Here is a 14,906-nt window from a genome sequence, read left to right as displayed (position 1 = left end):
ACGCAGGACGGACGGGCGCCTTCGAGAGGTGCGCCTTCGCGGTGGCTCACCCGGTCAGTGCGGCCCGCCGCAGGAACGTGCGAGCCGCGGACTGATCGGCGAAAGGGGCTGTCTCGATCCGCAATCCGGTGCGGGTGTCGGCGTACCAGAGGGCCATCGTCGGCGCAATGGACGCGAAGACAGCGCCGTCGCTGACGATCGACGCTCCCGCGGCTCGCCACCGGCCGATGTCGGCGGTCATCCGGTCCTGCGAGACGACGCGAATGGTCAGCGACAGATCACGGCCGCGGCTCAGACCGCCCGCCAGCAGTGCGTCGTGAGCGGACAGGACGCATTGGTCGGCGTCGGCGGCGGCGCTGTCGGGGCAGGATAGGGCCACCCGCAACGATGCCGGCAGTAACCCGGCCGGACTCGTCGTGCCCAGCGGCAGCAGTGCCGGGGAGCACCACCGCAGAATCGCGAACGCGAAAACCGCCAGCACGACGATTCCGGCGAGAGCGGCGGGATATCGAGTGAGCAGCGATCGTGCGGTTCGTTCGACGCCGGTCACCGTTTTGCCGACCTCGGCGACAGCGCCCCCGGCTGCCCGGGCCGCGACACGTTCGGCGTCGGCGACGACCTTCCGCAGGCCCGGCAGTCCCGAATGCGCCGCTGCGGGCTCGAGTGGGGCGCCGCAGTGCGCACACGTCGATTCCGCACCGGAGCTGCGGTGCTGGCAGTACTGGCACAGCGAATGGAGAACGCTCAATGTCCTTCTATCACAATCGAAGACAGGGCCGTGATGTTCACGGTGGGATCACCTTTGGACGCGAGGACGGTGACCGTGATCCTCGATGCGCTCACCGGCGGGCTCATCTTGGTGACCACCAGGCTGCGCTGGTCGAGGGTCTGCTGGGTGTAGATGGTGGCGTTGGCGTCATCGAATCGGTACGAAATGCGGCTGGCCGTACGGTATTTCGTCCACTGGTCGACACCGTCGGCGCCGATGGCGTCCCAGCCGGGCACGATCCCGATCGACTCGACCTGGTAGGTGCCACCCAGATCGATGGTGAGGACCTGACCGTCGACCTTGTAGGCCCGTGCACACGACCATGCCTTTCCTGGTCCGGCGAAGGCGTCCATCGCGGGCGTTCCGCCCGGTGGACAGTGCGATTGCGCGGACTTGACCTGCAGTGCGGCCGCCGCCGAGGTGGTCGTGGTCGTGGTCGTGGTGTTCGGCGCGGCGGCGGTGCCCGCGGAGGTCGGTGCCGCCGTGGCGTACACCGGGGCGGCCGGGGGGCTGGACTCCCCCGCCGACACCAACAGGGCAACGATCACCACCACCGTCAGCGCGGCACCGATCGCCAAGACGGCTTTCGGTTTTCGGATGACAGCGACTAGTTCGCGCGCCCGATCACTGCGCGGTGGTGTGGTGCGGCGGGGCGGCTCGGGTTCGGTCCGGTTGTCGGGCGCGGATTTCGCCGAGCCGGGCGCGGACAGTACGCCGGACAGGTCCAGGCCGGCGGAGTTGTCGCCGGTCTGGCCGTTGAGCAGGGCGAGGATGCGTTCGCTGGCTTTGGGTCCACCGGCGCCCGGGTCGGGGGCTGCTACGGTCGAGCCGCCGAACGCCGGGTCGGCGGTGGAAGGATCTGGGCCGAGGTCGAATTCGCCGACCGACTCCTTGGTGTCGGGTTTGGTGGTGCGTCCCAGGGCCGGATCAGCGAGAAGTGCGTCCAGGACCGCCGTTCGGTGCCGGAGAAAGTCATCCCCGCAGTCCTCGTCGGGCATGTCCGGGATCGTATCGAGATGCGGGCCACATTCGATTCACCGCTACTCTCGCTGATGGGAATGGCCCGCCGAGGAATTCAGCGTTTCCTTTCTCCGGTGACGAAATACTCCGGGGGCACATCGAATACCCGGGCGAGCGCGATGATCAGATCGAGCCTGGGAATCGCGTCACCGTGGATGAGCCGGTAGAGACCCGATTGCGACACGGGTACGTCGGGGTAGGCCAGCTCGAGATGCTGGGCCAGGGAGTACAGGGTCAGCGACCTGGTGGCTCCGTCCTCGGTCGAGACCATCGATTCCGAGATCAGCGCCGAGAGCCGGCTGGAGAAGATGGCCGCGGCGGCTTGCCGCGGTGCGAGTTCGTCTGCGTCACCGAGCAATTGGACCTCATCGCCGTGCGGCTCGGATTCGGCTACCACATCGGCAGACATTACCGTCCCCTCTCCCTGTAGCTCAAAGCGCGGCTATCGGAGCCGATGGTGGTGTGGACCGCACCGACGGCTCGCCAGTTTCGCCGGTGACCGCTGCAGTGGTGGTGGATTCGACATAGCGAGTCTCACCGCGCGGCTCGATGAGATCGACTCGAACCGTGCGCATGGGGATTCCGACGTCGACGGTGTGCGCGTCGACCTGCTCGATCGCCAGATCGGCCGATCGTCGCCGCGGTTCGCCGGGCTCGCTGATGGTCAGGGTGGTCGGGGCGTCGGAGCTGCTCGGCGGCAGTTGGTCGAACACCGCGATGGTGGCGCTGTGCGCGGTCGTTGCGTCGTCGTCTTCTTCGCCCGGTCCGGGGGCCAGCCGCAGTGAGTGCGGGTCACCAACAGCCGCGACCAATTGCCACCAGCGGTGGGGCCGGGCGGAATGGACCACCACGTCCGCGCCGACCACCATGGCGCGCAGGACGATCTGCTGGGCGACTGGCAATTCCGCGCGGACATCGATACTGCGCCGACGCGGGTTGTAGCGAGTCGGATCGAACAGTGGCAGGGCCAGAGTGTGTCGGGGCTGTCCGCTGATGGCGCCCAGGATCTGGCCGTTGGGTCCGATGGGCACGGCGAGTTCGGCGAGCAGCTCGGTGGGCGCGGTGCCGCCGTGGGGATCGGGGGGTAGGTCCCGGACGGTGGTCGTGGTGGGCAGTGAGGCCAGCAGCGCGGTCGATTGATGGCCGACGAGCGGACGTAGGTAGTCCGGTGGCGCCTGGGCGAGGTCTGGGCCGATGAATCGGACCAGTCCGCGTGGGCCGCGCGCGTGGCCCGACAGTGACACCACCAGTGTCGTCCTGCCTCGATCCCAGCTCCAGCAGTCATCGAGGCCGCCCTCGCCCAACCGGTTCCAATCGACGGCGAAACTGCTGACGGTGCGACCGGGTTTGGTCGAATCCAGGTGAGTCCATGTTTCGTGCAGGTCGGGGAGTTCGACGCCGGCGTGGAGCATGCGGATCGCGTCGCGCATGGCGGCCGCGGGGAGTACGTGGGCGGAGATTCCGTGTTCCCGGAGTCGCCGGGCGATGCGATGTGCGGCCGCGGCAAGGGTGTGGGGGCCCGATATCTCGCAGGGGGCGCGCTGGGTCAATCGTGCCAGGTTGGCTTCCTGGTCCAGGCGCACGACAAGCCAGGTGAGTCGGTCTCCCACAATCGGATGGGAGCCGATGAGCTGGTCGTAGAGCATGCTGTAGCCGTTGGAGGCACGGGCTCGCCGGCCGGTGGTGACGATGTCGATGTCGAACTCGATGCCGTATTGCTCGAGCATCGGCAGCAGTGCGGTCACTGCGACGGTGTCCTCGGTGTAGACCTGTCGGTCGGCGATGACGGTCGGCAGGTCCAGATCGGGTGCGAGTTGGATCATCGCGACCAGTGTCGGGTCGCCGAATCGAATTCCGCAGGTCCCGTTCGCTGTGTGGATGTCGTGGATCTCGCTGGCAGCGTTGCGTTCGCGGGCGCGTGCTCGCCGGCCGATTCGATAGCTGCTCCAGTCCAGGCACCATCGGACCGGTGTGCGTTCACCGACGCGCACCGACACCATCGCGAGGGACAGCGACGCGGTCAACGCGATGGCCCACCACGGGGTGCGCCCCAGCATGGCGGCGAGCAGCGGAGCGCCGCCCACGACCAGCACCGCGAGGGGTCCGCGGTCGATGCCGGCGACCCCGATCCGCGTACCGGTCACTGTCGCCTCCGAATCGCCTTGTGTGCCACGCTGATTCCCGACCCGAGCAGTACGCAGCACAGCAGAACGCCCGCGGCTACGCCGCCGGGCCGCCCATCGGCGGGGCGGGCCGGCGGGGGAATGACCAGTGGTGCGGCACGGTAGGGGCCGGTGGCCGACTGGGGTGGGGTGCGAAAACTCAAGGCTGCCAGCGGATCGATCATTCCGGCGCCGATGCTGTTGTCGGTGCCGCGCGCGGGTGCGTGCGCGCTGGCCTGCAGGCGCACGGCGATCTGGGCCGGGGTTTCGTTGGGGAATCGGGACCGCAGCAGTGCCGCGGTTCCGCTGACGTAGGCGGCCGCGAACGACGCTCCACCGACGGGGACAAGTTTGTCGGGCGCGCCGACACCGTTGATGAGTCCGCCTCCGCCGGGTCCCAGCGATTCGATTCCGGTTCCGGGCGCGGCGAGCGACACCCACGGTCCGGTGAGGGATTCACCCATGGGATCGCCGGTCGCGCTGGTGAAACCGACTGTCAGCACCTCGTTTGCGAACCATCCCGGGGTCGCGATGGTTTTGACACCGTCCCAGTTGCGGGGGTCGTTGGGACGGCCCGGGTCGATGTCGGGGTTCTGCGCGCACCCGCCGCCGCCTGCGGTGCTCCCGGCGCCGGCGACGATCAGCGCGCCCCGGATGTGGAAGGCGTAACCGACCGCGGCCGAGAGCGTCGATTGGTCGACGCCGAGGTCGGCGGGCACACAGATCGGCAGGGCCACGGTGATCACGTCGGCACCGAGGTTGGCGGCATGGGTGATGGCGCGTGCGAGCTTTCTGACCTCGAGGGAAAGCTGCTGGGCGGCGTCGAGATTCTGCGCGGCGTCGGGTGAGAAGGCGCCCGAGCGGTAGCGGATGGAGATGATTCGGGCATCGGGTGCGACGCCGAGGAACCCGTCACCGGGATCGGCGGCCGCGCCGATGATGCCCGCGACGAGCGTGCCGTGCGCGTCGCAGTCGGACAGACCGTCACCACCGGTCTGCATGTAGTCCCCGCCGCCGACCAGGTTCGGCAGGCGCGTGTTGGGGCTGATCCCGGTATCGAGAACAGCGACGGTGACTGCGGTGCCGCGGCTGAGCGCGCGTGCTCGCGGCAGGTCCAGGGCACGATCGGGTGGAGGGCTCTGCGACAGGTCGCTGTCGGGCAGCACCCCGGCCGCGAGACAGCCCTTGACCTGCTTCATCGGGTATTCCGGGCTCGGCGGGTCGTCGGGGGGGTTGGTTGCCACCACCACGGTGGGTGGCGCTACCGCCGCGGCGGGACCGGCCGCGATCGCCGCGGCGAGCAGGGCCGCCAGCAGCGACCCGGTGCGGCGGGGTGTCATCAGATCCCCCGGATCGCAGTGTAGATGCCCATAATCCAGCACGCGAGGACCGGCACGACCAGGATGAATGCGTACTCGATCAGGTCGATGATTCGGCGCAGTACCGGGGACAAGCGCACACCGGGAAGCCGTGCGCCGGCCAGACATCCGGCCACTGCTGCCGCGGTGATCGCCAGGGCGACGGCCGCGCGTGACGGCGCGGTCGTGTAGGCACCGGTCTCCACGAATCCGACGCCGGCCGCGATGGCGACGGCGCCGATGACGAGCGTGATGGCTTGCACCCGGTCGGGGTACCAGCGTGGCCGCATCACGAGCAGGCCGGAAATCGCTGCGGCCATGACGATTTCGCGCACGCCGCCGGGACTGACCCGGGCCGCGATGATGGTCGAGGCCGCCAGCGTGAGCGAGGCCGCGATGATGAGTCCGCGCAAGCTGGTCACGGCGAGGCGGGCGCGGGCTTCGATTGCGTTGCGGTAGCGGGCGCGCTGCGATTCTTCTGCTGCGGTCCCTGGTTCGTCCGGGTCGACCGACTCGGCGTCGAAGATGTCGGTCAAGGTCGTCGCGGTGACCTCGCGTCCGGGATCGGGCAGATCCGGTGGCCGGATCCGCGCGATCACGGTGGCCAAACGTGGTGCGCCGGACAGCAGTACCAGTCCGGCGAGGGTAGTGGCGCCGGCTGCCTGGCGAACCGACAGATCGAGGTAGACGATTGCGCTCGCGGCCGCCGCCGAGATCAGCCCCAGCGTCGTCATCGCGATGAGGATGCTGGTCCCGGTGTTGATCGAGCGCAGCAGTGACGCGGCCGCGACCGCGGTGACCGCGCTGCCGGCGACGAGGTTCGCGGCGGTGAAGAAGCCGGGTTGCCCGTAGGGGGGCGGAACGATCATCGCGGCGCCGGCGAAAACCAGGGGCAGCGTCGAGAGCGCCAGTCCCAGACATGTACGGGGTGAATGGTTTCGGCGTCGCGCGATCAGGGCTGCGATCCAGCAACTGGCTCCCAAAAGCAGTGCCGGGGCTGTGCACCACAGCAGTGACGCGGTGCGCGTCCAGGACCACGTCAGTACTGTGGCGACGGCGACGGCGCCGACCCCGAAGGCGGTGAGGCTGGTCAATGCCGCGGTGGCCGAATCGAATTCCGCGAATTCCTGCTCGTTGGTCAGCGCCAGCGCGTCGGTGATGTCCTCGACGACGGGGGTGAAGACTTCCGAGGATTCGACAGTGGAGAGCACGAGCAGGGCGCCGTCGGCGATGTCGTGGTCGGCGAGGCTGCGCCAGCGGGGAATCGGGGCCTGACCCGGCCGGGCCAGGGTCCACTGTCCGCTCGGCGGGGTGAAGTCGACCGTGTCGTCGTCGATCGCGTCGGCGAGGACGGCGAGGAGGTCGTCGATGAAGGTTTCGATGCTGAATTTTGTCGGTACGACGGCGTCGACCTGGAATGTCGCGACCATGATCGCGACTCGTGCCCGCGCTACGTCCGCCGAGGGCGATGTGGTCGATGCTGCCGGTACCGGGGCGAACGCGGTGCTCACTGCCAGCCGCCCCGATCGCCGCGACCGGCCAGATGGTTGGGGAATCCGTCGGCGAGCGCTGCGGCGAGCTCCTCGAATGCCAAGGCGGTCTCTTTCTCGAGCAACCGGAGATCGATCTCGCCGCCTTCGGCGAGATGTTCGTCGTAGGGGAGGACGAAGGTAGGTCGTTGTGCGGCAGCGAAGAGTTCTTCGATCCGTCCGGTCTCGACCATGGGTTTGGCCGGGTGCTGGTGCACGATGGCGATGATCGATTCGGCGGCGAGCCGGTGCATGCCGTGGGTGTCGAGCCATTCGAGGGTGGCCACCGCGCCGGTGACACCTCGCACGGTGGCCGGTGTTACGACCAGGATCGCGTTGCTGTTCTGTAGGACGGTGGCGGTTGCGGAATCAAGTACGCCGGTGCCGCAGTCGATCAGCAGCAGATTGAAATGCCGCCGCAGGACCTCGGTGGCGGCGAGGTATTCGCGACCCGAGAGTGCTTCCACGGCGGTAGACGACCAGGGGGATGCGATGACCGCCAGGTCTGCTTGGTTGATCGCGGTGAACGATTGCACGGCGGAGAACGCGTCGAGGTGCGGGGCTTGGGCGAGATCGCGCAGCGTCAAGCCGTAGGGGTGCCGGCAGGTGCGGCCGGAGAGGTCGCCGAAGTCGGGGTTCGCGTCCACCGCGACCACCCGATCGGGGCGCAGGTCGGCGAAGGTCGAGCCCAGTGCGGCGACTGTCGTAGTCCGTCCGACTCCGCCCTTCACATTGACCACCGCCACCTGGTGGGTGTTGGTGAGTTGGCGGCGAATGCGGGCACGGCGGTCCTCGGTGCGCTGTTCGGCTGGGGACAGGCCGAGGTTGAAGCCGACCTTGTTCAGGGCTCCCCGCATGCCGCTGGTCGAGCGCAGGTGTGACTGTCTGCTCGCCACGATCTCCGAGAGCAGTTCGGCCGGTGTCAGAGCGATCGGGAATGCTGCGGGCCGTTCGGGGGCGGCGCGCGAGGGATCGGGAACCAGCGCGCCCGGGGTGAAGGATTGCCGGTTCGGTTCCGGGACAACGACTCCCGCCGCGACCATGGGCGGCGTGGGCGGGTGTCCGCTCGGATGTGGCGGCGCAGGTGGCGCGAACGGGTGTCCGCTCGGCGACGGCGCGGGATGCGGGTTTGTGTGTTCTTCCGTCCAGCCTGGCGTGTAGGGGGCTGCCGGACGAGCGTTGTGATTGTAGGAAGGGTCCCCGGTCTGCGGTGGCGGTCCGGGGACGGGAGCGTCGAGGTCGTGGTGGGCGAGGCTACCGGCGAGGCGCGGCATGGGTCCCGCCTGTCCGTTCGGTGGCGCGGCGGGCGCGGGGGTGGGATTGGGGGCCGGGTTCTCCCCCGCTGTGGGTGTCTCGCCCGGGGTGTTGGGCTCCGGTGGTGGCCGATGGGTGCGGCCGGTGACGGTGTCGCGCCAGCTGTTGGCGGTGGCGGCGGTGCTGGTGGGTGCCGGGGGCTGGGTGAAGAAGTTGTCGTATCCGCCGCGTGGTCGTGTCTGCCCGGCTGTGTCACCGTTCGTGCTCGGTGCTCGGTTCAATTCCCTCATCCTCTCGACAATCCCAGAGGGACAATCACCTTCGGCTGGCCTCGAACCAGCTGCCGCCGGGCAGCAGGTCGGCCAGCGCTCGAACCGCCGCGGACAGGCCCGCCGTGTCGCCGGGCAGCAAGGTCGCGCGCACCTGCCCGTCGAGCGCGCGCTGGGGGACGACGGCGATTCGTCCGGCCCGGGTGTCGAGCACGTTCAGGGCCAACTCCGGGGTGGCCGTGCTGCCGTCGTGGTGTTCGAGCATGTACACCTCGGCGCGCCGGGCCACGGTGTCGAGAGCCCCGGTGAGCACGCGCGCGGTCCGCGCCGAAGCGCCCAGTTCGATCAACGCCTGCCGTCGCTGGACCGGGTCGGCGGGCACGGTGTCGAGCTGGTCGGGGGTGGTGGTGAACGCGTCGAAGGTCAGTGCGGGGACCGGCCCCAGGGCAGCGAGCAACGCATCCGCGACGGCATCGAGCCGTTTGCCGCGGGGGAACAGCGGCTGGATGACGATGTGATCGCCGTAGCGCAGCGCGAGCACGTGGGTGTCGCCGCCGCGGACCAGCGAGAACCGCAGCATTCCCCGCGGGCCGTCGTCCCATCCTGTTTCCGCGACGCGGGCGACGAGCTCGACATCGGGCCTGTACAGACACTGCAGCCACTGTTCGACCTGCGGGTGCACCCGGCCGTCCTCGACGATGCCGGCTTCCGTCAGCTGATCGAAGACCAGAGCGCGTACGCGGTCGAGGTCCTCGATGCGGAAGATGTTGGGCAGCACAGCGAGCACGGCGGGATAGGAGTCGATGCCGGCCATGTCCTGAAGGAGCAGGGCGGCATCGACATTCAGGTCGATCGCGATGAGATCGTTGGTCACTACTTCACCGGTGAATCGTCACTGCGGTACAGCCCGACGCGCGCAGGCAAGCACCGCGCGAGCTATGGCCACACAACGCCTATCAACCGACCTTGATGCTGGAGATTGAGGACGCAACCTTCTTGTCCACGATGTCAATATCGCCGTTCGAACCAAGGGCGGCCACAATTGCGCCGTTCAATGAGGTCAGATTCGACTGGTGCACAGATGACTTGTCATCGAACTGCTTCATCACGGAGGCATAGCCGTCACCACCCGCACCATCGAATCCGGCGGCTCGGAGCCGATCCTTGAGCTGGTTGATCTCCTGGAGATTCTGCATCATCTTGCCGATGAGACCCTTGATGGTATCGTGATGCGAATCGACTGCACCGAAGCTGGCAGAAATTACTGGTTGCGACATTTACCAAACCCTTTCAGTAATAAATTTCAGATGGCTTGCAATCCGTGTTATTGCCAAGTGGAACTGTCGACCTTGGAGGCCGTTTCATCCTGGCCGTACTGTGCGATAATCCTGTCTTTCCCCTGGAAGTCGGTTGCATCGAACTGCACTCCCGCCGCCTTCACATCGTCCGCGATCTGACTCAAAGTCCTGGCCAGCGCCTGGCCGCTTTCGATCGATTCACCCAGCTTCATGGTGGCGGCTTGGGCCGCCATCCCCTTCGCCACCGACGGGAATGCGTCACGCACCCCAGCCAATTCTACGAGGTAGGAACTCAAGTCACCATGAAGGAGCAGCGTCTGATCGCCGATTTCCTTCATTTCGGCGGGTGAAGCGGTAAAATGCCCAGAAGCCATTTGTAAGTCCTTTCAAATATGAACTGAATTTCGCCTCGGATGAAGTCGACCGAGGACGTATCGGGTGCGCTCTACTCGAAATCCGATTTCGCATCGGAATCGAGCACTCCGGACGCCAGGACCCTTTCCGAGGCGGACACCGGCTCGGTGTCACCGGCGTCGTATTCGATGACACCGAGCCCGGGTGGGTGGTCGAGTACGGGAACGTCGGTCGCCCCACCCGCCACGAATGTCTTCGACCCGTCGCGCTGTTCGTCGCGCCTGCGGCGGAGCTGGGCCCGGGGCGCGCTCGCTCCGCGCGGCGGCGACCGCTGCGGGAGAGGTTGCTCGGCCGGAGTTCCCGCCCCCGCGCCGAATGCCTGCGTGGCGGCGGGCTTCCAGCCGACGGGCATCCGGGGTCCGGTCGCTGTTTGCAGCACGGTGCCGCCACCGCGGGTCACACCGAGTGCGGCCGTGCTTGCCGCACCGCCGTTCAGTCCGACCAGCGTGGTCGAAGTCTGCGGGGTGCCGTAGAGCCCGGACTGCTCGGGCACTGCGGGGCCAGCGCCGGTGGGATCGGCGTCGCCGCTGCCGGAGGGCAGCGGCGGGGCCTGCATGTCCGAACCGAGCTGTTGCGGGTCCACCGGACCCGGCTGCCCTCCGCCACCTCCGGGTTGCCCCGCACCGGGTTGCCCACCACCAGGTTGGCCACCAGCGGGGGGACCCGAAACCGGCGGGGAGCCACCAGGATTCGACACCGGGCTGTCCAGGACCCGAGCACCGCCGCCTGACGCGAGAGCCCCGCCAGGGCCGGTTGTACCGATGCCCGGACCCGACCTGCCGAACAGGTCACCGATTCCGGTGGGGAGGTTCTCGAAACCTGTCAGGGACGCGGGTGTCACCGGCGCACCGCTGGCGATGGCGGGCGGTGCGGACGAGGGCGGCAGCGCGCTCAACCCTGACATCGCGCTCTCCGCGTACATGGTCATCACCGTTGCCGCTTCGAGTCGTACAGCCATATGCGCCACCTCGCTGGCCGCCAACGCCGACGCGGCCAGTCCCGTAATGGAATTCGAGGCGACCGCTGCGATTTTGGCGGCTTGGATAGCGGCGAGTTCTGCCACAACGTGCACCATCGCGGCCTGCGCGGTCGCGGCGGCGACTTGCAGGCCCTGCATCACCAGGGCGGTGTGCGCGGCCTTTTCTGCTTGTCCGCGCAGCCAGGCGGTGAGGTTGTAGAACGCCTGACAGATGCTGGTCCCGGCCGGTCCGGTCCAGGCCAGCGACATCGCGTAGGTAGAGCCATCGGATGCGTCCGCGGCGGCTGTCAGCGCGGTGGCGAGCACGGCGTACGCCTCCGAGGCGAGCTGTAGCGGGGCCGGGCCGGGTGAGAGAAGTAGCTGCGCGGCATTCACCTCCGGCTCTTGCGCGAAGAAGTTGACGCAGACAGGCAACATTGCGTGTACTCCGGCCTTTCGGACGGGCGATGCGTGATCAGCGGGTCAGGGTCGAGTGCCCGCCGACCCGATCTCGGCCGCGCCGCTGGCATCGGCGACTTCGTAGCTGCAGCTCGCTGGAAGCAGCAGATTCGATCCGCCCTGCCAGTTCACCACCGCAGTTCCGATATCACGGTAGATCGTGTTTCGGTGGTCGTTCAGCACGCTCCAGATGCTTTGGCTAACAACGTCGCAACCCGTGAAGGCCACTGCGACCGCGGGCAGCGATGCCGCGGGCATCATCGTCTCGACGACGACGCTGGTGAAGGTGACCTGGTGAGCGCTCTGCTGGGCGCCGGTCGCCCGGAGCTGATCGGGAAGGACTGAGACAGCCATGAATCGTCTCCTCAAGACTGATTTGCCGACCCGGATCGAGTGGCCTGCGCTTACGCTATTTCATTCCCAATGGTGGGAAGATGTGTCGCTCGGGTTGAAGAAGAACCCGGGTACGGGACCTAAATAGACCGTGTTTCGAGTGCCTGGCGGATCAACCGCCGGGCAGGTTCACCGGTCACGGACTGGCGAGCGAGCGTATCGAACGCCCGCAGGTACAACGCGATCTCTCGTGGCTGGGTAACGGTCAGCTTGGCGGTAGAGCCTTCTTCGGCGGCTAGCCGGTTGTCGTACAAGACGAAGTTGTTGAACAACACTCGTGCTTCGGCTGTCATCGGGATGATGCCGAAGGTGACTCGGGGAAGGCTTCCTGCCGTCAGGAGCCGGTCCAACTGACCGATCATCACTTGGTCGTCACCGACCGTGGTGTACAGCGCGGCCTCACCGATCAGGAAGTGAAATCGCTTGTCTCGCTTGTACAAAGCTTGCTGCCGCTGCATCCGAGCGGCTACCGCCTGATCGATGTCACCGGGTAGTTGGTGGAACTCACCGACCCACCTCAGCATTACTTCGGCGTACTCCGGTGTCTGCAAGAGCCCGGTCACGATGACCGGCTGGTAGTTGCGGATGACCCGCGCCTCAGCCTCGATTCGCTGGAGCCGCTCTTGTCCGGCCTTCAGGCTGGAGCCAAGAAGCCGCTTCCACTCGACGTACGCGGAATCGACCGCGTGCAGGGTGGCCAGAAGGTCTTCCAGCTGGTCTTCGGCATCAGAGTGTTTGCAGTACGCGCGGATCACAGCATCCGAAGCGTGCAGCTTCCCGAACTCGTACTTGGATACCTTCGACTCGTGCCAGCCTTCGAGGCGGGCAAGCTCCCGGCCGGATAGCCCCGCGCGTCGCCGGATCTCGCGGAGACGCTTACCGAGAGCCTGCCTTGCCTCCTCAACAGAATTTGTCACCGCACGTACTCGGCATACGGTGTCGCCAACGGCCAGAGGCGCTTGCGCACCTCACGGGAGTAGGCAACGATCCGCGGATCGGTCGTGACAGCAACACCACCGACCGCGCGCCCGTCCTGGTCAGCCAGCGTGAACCCCACCCGTTCGTCATCGAGCAACCAGAAGTCATCGGGTGGAACCTCCCCGGCTGTATGCCGGGGCAGGTACCGGATGATCTCCCCTGCTTCGGTGTTCAGCTCCGCGAGCGTCAACAGCCATCGGTGATAATCGGTGTGCGGCACCGTCACAACTCGTACACGGCTTACGGTCACGCCGCGCTCGCCCAACTCACCGATCAACTCGGACCAGTCCCGGAACCACTCCCGAAGGTCGAACGGTTCATCGTTCAAGAACCGTTGCAGCGGTTCGGATTCACCGGGGACGCCGTACGAGTCCCGGACTTCCAGCCGGAACGCTTCGTGTTGCCACTCTCGCAGTAGGTCACGAGTCGGCCGGAACTCCACCGAAATACGTCCTCTCTGCTCGGGTCACCTCGATAGCGGTCTCGTAATCTTCCATGGTCATTTGGTCCAGGGTTTCCGGGTCGGTGATCGGCCGGCCGGACACCCGGAAGGCCCCGCGACCGGTGTCGGTCAAGGTGGCACCGATGAAGTTTCGAGACTCCGCGAAACCTGTTAGCAGGTGCGGAATCTCCACCGCGTCAGGGTGATCGGTCTTCCATCCCTGGAGGACGTACGTTCCTTCGTCCGTCGCGTACAGGGATGGACAATCGTCCTTGCCGGAGCCACCTTTACCGAGCAGATGCAAGCACATGTCTTGTCTCCTGTCGAGCTGTATGCCAGTTCTTGCAGAACATCTTCATGGTGGCTGAACCGGGGTTATGCCCGCAGCGAGACAGCTGGATTTTGGCAAGTATTGGCACACTCGTAGCCCGGCCGCTGGTGCCGTTCGTAACGTCGGTTGAGGCGTCCAGGGCCGGTGCGAGAGGCCCAGCCCTGGACTGCCACACCACGGGAGAGGGGCGGAGATGGAACCAGACGCGTTGCCCGAATCACTCCGGGAGGCAATCGAGATGGCCCGCGCCACGGCTGAGCCGGACAAGGCCGTGATCTACATCTTCCGGCCGTTTCTGACCACGAAAGCGGATCTGGACTGGGCGGAGTTCTACGCCCGGCAGAGAGCCCAACAGCTGGGATTGCGGGTGTCCTGGGTTCTGGTCGTGGACAACTCGGACTCAGACCGGATGGGGATGCTGTACCGGCTTCTCCGCCAGATCGATTGTGCTGTCGTGATCACTCCGACGCTGGCGCATATCGGCGGAAACCCCAGGCGTCTAACGGCTTTCGAGGAACTCCACACCGTGAACCCTGTGGAGTGCTTTCAATGGCGGACCAGGGTGGCCCGGTGTGAGCTCGAAGAAGCTGTGGCGGAGGACCATTGCGATGCTCGGGTAGCCGCGGAGAGGGGTGGTCTATGACCTGATCCGACTTTGTAATACCCTTGAAGACCCTCCGGTTCGCTCCACAGCGGCAACAGCCCCGGGGGTTTGCCGCTGAAGTGCTGCAAACCGATGTTGCATGACCATAGGATCGGGTTGATCTGTCTGCGGGGTACGTGTGGTTTCACCGACGCTGGTTGCGATGCCAGGTTTGGAGGATGGGCGCGGTGGTCCGTATGAGCAAGAGCTTTGGTCCGCTGCGGGTGACGGCATCGCGTAGAGGTGTCGGCTACAGCGGAAAGGTTGGCCCTGTCCGCGTGACGCGGCGGGCGGATGGCCGGGTGCAGCGGACGGTTGGCATCCCCGGGACGGGGATTTACGACACTCGTACGATCGGCTCCAAGGCCCGCTCGCAGGCCCCTCCCCCGGCGCAGGCCGATCGCTCAGGGGCCTCGGACGGCAACCTCACGCCGCGCCAATTCATCGTCACTTTCGTGGTGCTTCTAGCAATCGACCTGGGTTTGAGCTATCTGGCGGTGACATTGTCCGGCTGGTTCTTCATCGGGGCGCTGGTTGTCTCCTTTCTTCTCGTGGGCCTGTTTGCCGGCGTAGGTGCCGTGTAGTCCTGGCGGTCTCGTGTCTATTTCGCAATGTTCGGCTCACGAACG

17 protein-coding genes are annotated in these 14,906 nt (G+C 66.7%); 2 read left to right on the top strand and 15 right to left on the bottom strand.

Going from position 1 to position 14,906, the window contains the following annotated elements; translation table 11 throughout:
• Nucleotides 1-46 precede the first annotated feature (46 nt).
• The 15 genes from ACYVKL_RS38300 to ACYVKL_RS38230 all read right to left on the bottom strand — a co-directional run bounded on the left by ACYVKL_RS38300 (nucleotide 47) and on the right by ACYVKL_RS38230 (nucleotide 13,613).
• Nucleotides 47-748, bottom strand: coding sequence for a hypothetical protein (locus ACYVKL_RS38300; RefSeq protein WP_379172308.1), 702 nt, complete (start codon nucleotides 746-748; stop codon nucleotides 47-49).
• The gene (locus ACYVKL_RS38295) at nucleotides 745-1,767 is read right to left on the bottom strand and encodes a hypothetical protein (RefSeq protein WP_379172306.1); all 1,023 of its coding nucleotides are present in this window, start codon (nucleotides 1,765-1,767) and stop codon (nucleotides 745-747) included. The genes ACYVKL_RS38300 and ACYVKL_RS38295 overlap by 4 nt, the downstream gene beginning before the upstream one ends.
• 77 nt (nucleotides 1,768-1,844) lie before the next feature.
• Entirely contained in the window at nucleotides 1,845-2,198 is a 354-nt protein-coding gene (locus ACYVKL_RS38290; RefSeq protein WP_379172304.1) for a helix-turn-helix domain-containing protein, read from the bottom strand.
• A gap of 22 nt (nucleotides 2,199-2,220) precedes the next feature.
• Entirely contained in the window at nucleotides 2,221-3,933 is a 1,713-nt protein-coding gene (eccE, locus tag ACYVKL_RS38285; RefSeq protein WP_379172302.1) for a type VII secretion protein EccE, read from the bottom strand.
• Nucleotides 3,930-5,291 carry a type VII secretion-associated serine protease mycosin gene (mycP, locus tag ACYVKL_RS38280; RefSeq protein WP_379172300.1) on the bottom strand — a complete coding sequence of 454 codons (1,362 nt, stop codon included), beginning with the start codon at nucleotides 5,289-5,291 and terminating at the stop codon, nucleotides 3,930-3,932. Before mycP ends, eccE begins: the two co-directional genes overlap by 4 nt.
• Nucleotides 5,291-6,820: a type VII secretion integral membrane protein EccD gene (gene eccD / locus ACYVKL_RS38275; protein ID WP_379172298.1), complete on the bottom strand. Its 1,530-nt coding sequence runs from the start codon at nucleotides 6,818-6,820 to the stop codon at nucleotides 5,291-5,293. The genes mycP and eccD overlap by 1 nt, the downstream gene beginning before the upstream one ends.
• The gene (locus ACYVKL_RS38270) at nucleotides 6,817-8,373 is read right to left on the bottom strand and encodes a CpaE/TadZ family protein (RefSeq protein WP_379172295.1); all 1,557 of its coding nucleotides are present in this window, start codon (nucleotides 8,371-8,373) and stop codon (nucleotides 6,817-6,819) included. The genes eccD and ACYVKL_RS38270 overlap by 4 nt, the downstream gene beginning before the upstream one ends.
• Before the next feature lie 34 nt (nucleotides 8,374-8,407).
• Complete coding sequence (locus tag ACYVKL_RS38265; protein ID WP_379172293.1) at nucleotides 8,408-9,235, bottom strand: ESX secretion-associated protein EspG; 828 nt, start codon at nucleotides 9,233-9,235, stop codon at nucleotides 8,408-8,410.
• 82 nt (nucleotides 9,236-9,317) lie between these two features.
• Nucleotides 9,318-9,638 (bottom strand): WXG100 family type VII secretion target, encoded by a 321-nt coding sequence (locus ACYVKL_RS38260; protein ID WP_379172291.1) that lies wholly within the window; start codon nucleotides 9,636-9,638, stop codon nucleotides 9,318-9,320.
• 47 nt (nucleotides 9,639-9,685) lie between these two features.
• The gene (locus tag ACYVKL_RS38255) at nucleotides 9,686-10,033 is read right to left on the bottom strand and encodes a hypothetical protein (protein WP_379172289.1); all 348 of its coding nucleotides are present in this window, start codon (nucleotides 10,031-10,033) and stop codon (nucleotides 9,686-9,688) included.
• Nucleotides 10,034-10,104: 71 nt separating this feature from the next.
• A complete protein-coding gene (locus ACYVKL_RS38250) occupies nucleotides 10,105-11,469 on the bottom strand; it encodes a PPE domain-containing protein (protein ID WP_379172287.1) in 1,365 nt (454 codons plus the stop codon).
• Between the two features lie 45 nt (nucleotides 11,470-11,514).
• Entirely contained in the window at nucleotides 11,515-11,844 is a 330-nt protein-coding gene (locus ACYVKL_RS38245) for a hypothetical protein (RefSeq protein WP_379172285.1), read from the bottom strand.
• A gap of 119 nt (nucleotides 11,845-11,963) precedes the next feature.
• The gene (locus ACYVKL_RS38240; RefSeq protein ID WP_379172283.1) at nucleotides 11,964-12,800 is read right to left on the bottom strand and encodes a helix-turn-helix domain-containing protein; all 837 of its coding nucleotides are present in this window, start codon (nucleotides 12,798-12,800) and stop codon (nucleotides 11,964-11,966) included.
• Complete coding sequence (locus tag ACYVKL_RS38235; RefSeq protein ID WP_379172281.1) at nucleotides 12,797-13,303, bottom strand: DUF6879 family protein; 507 nt, start codon at nucleotides 13,301-13,303, stop codon at nucleotides 12,797-12,799. The genes ACYVKL_RS38240 and ACYVKL_RS38235 overlap by 4 nt, the downstream gene beginning before the upstream one ends.
• A complete protein-coding gene (locus ACYVKL_RS38230; protein WP_379172279.1) occupies nucleotides 13,281-13,613 on the bottom strand; it encodes a hypothetical protein in 333 nt (110 codons plus the stop codon). The genes ACYVKL_RS38235 and ACYVKL_RS38230 overlap by 23 nt, the downstream gene beginning before the upstream one ends.
• A gap of 214 nt (nucleotides 13,614-13,827) precedes the next feature.
• Here ACYVKL_RS38230 and ACYVKL_RS38225 point away from each other — a divergent pair, with 214 nt between their 5' ends.
• Nucleotides 13,828-14,277 (top strand): hypothetical protein, encoded by a 450-nt coding sequence (locus tag ACYVKL_RS38225; RefSeq protein WP_379172277.1) that lies wholly within the window; start codon nucleotides 13,828-13,830, stop codon nucleotides 14,275-14,277.
• 179 nt (nucleotides 14,278-14,456) lie between these two features.
• A complete protein-coding gene (locus ACYVKL_RS38220; RefSeq protein ID WP_379172275.1) occupies nucleotides 14,457-14,861 on the top strand; it encodes a DUF4236 domain-containing protein in 405 nt (134 codons plus the stop codon).
• Nucleotides 14,862-14,906: the final 45 nt, after the last annotated feature.

It is taken from the genome of Nocardia tengchongensis, from assembly GCF_054781395.1.
The sequence above is the reverse complement of the archived record's forward strand: the minus strand, read 5'-3'. Positions and strand labels throughout refer to the sequence as shown.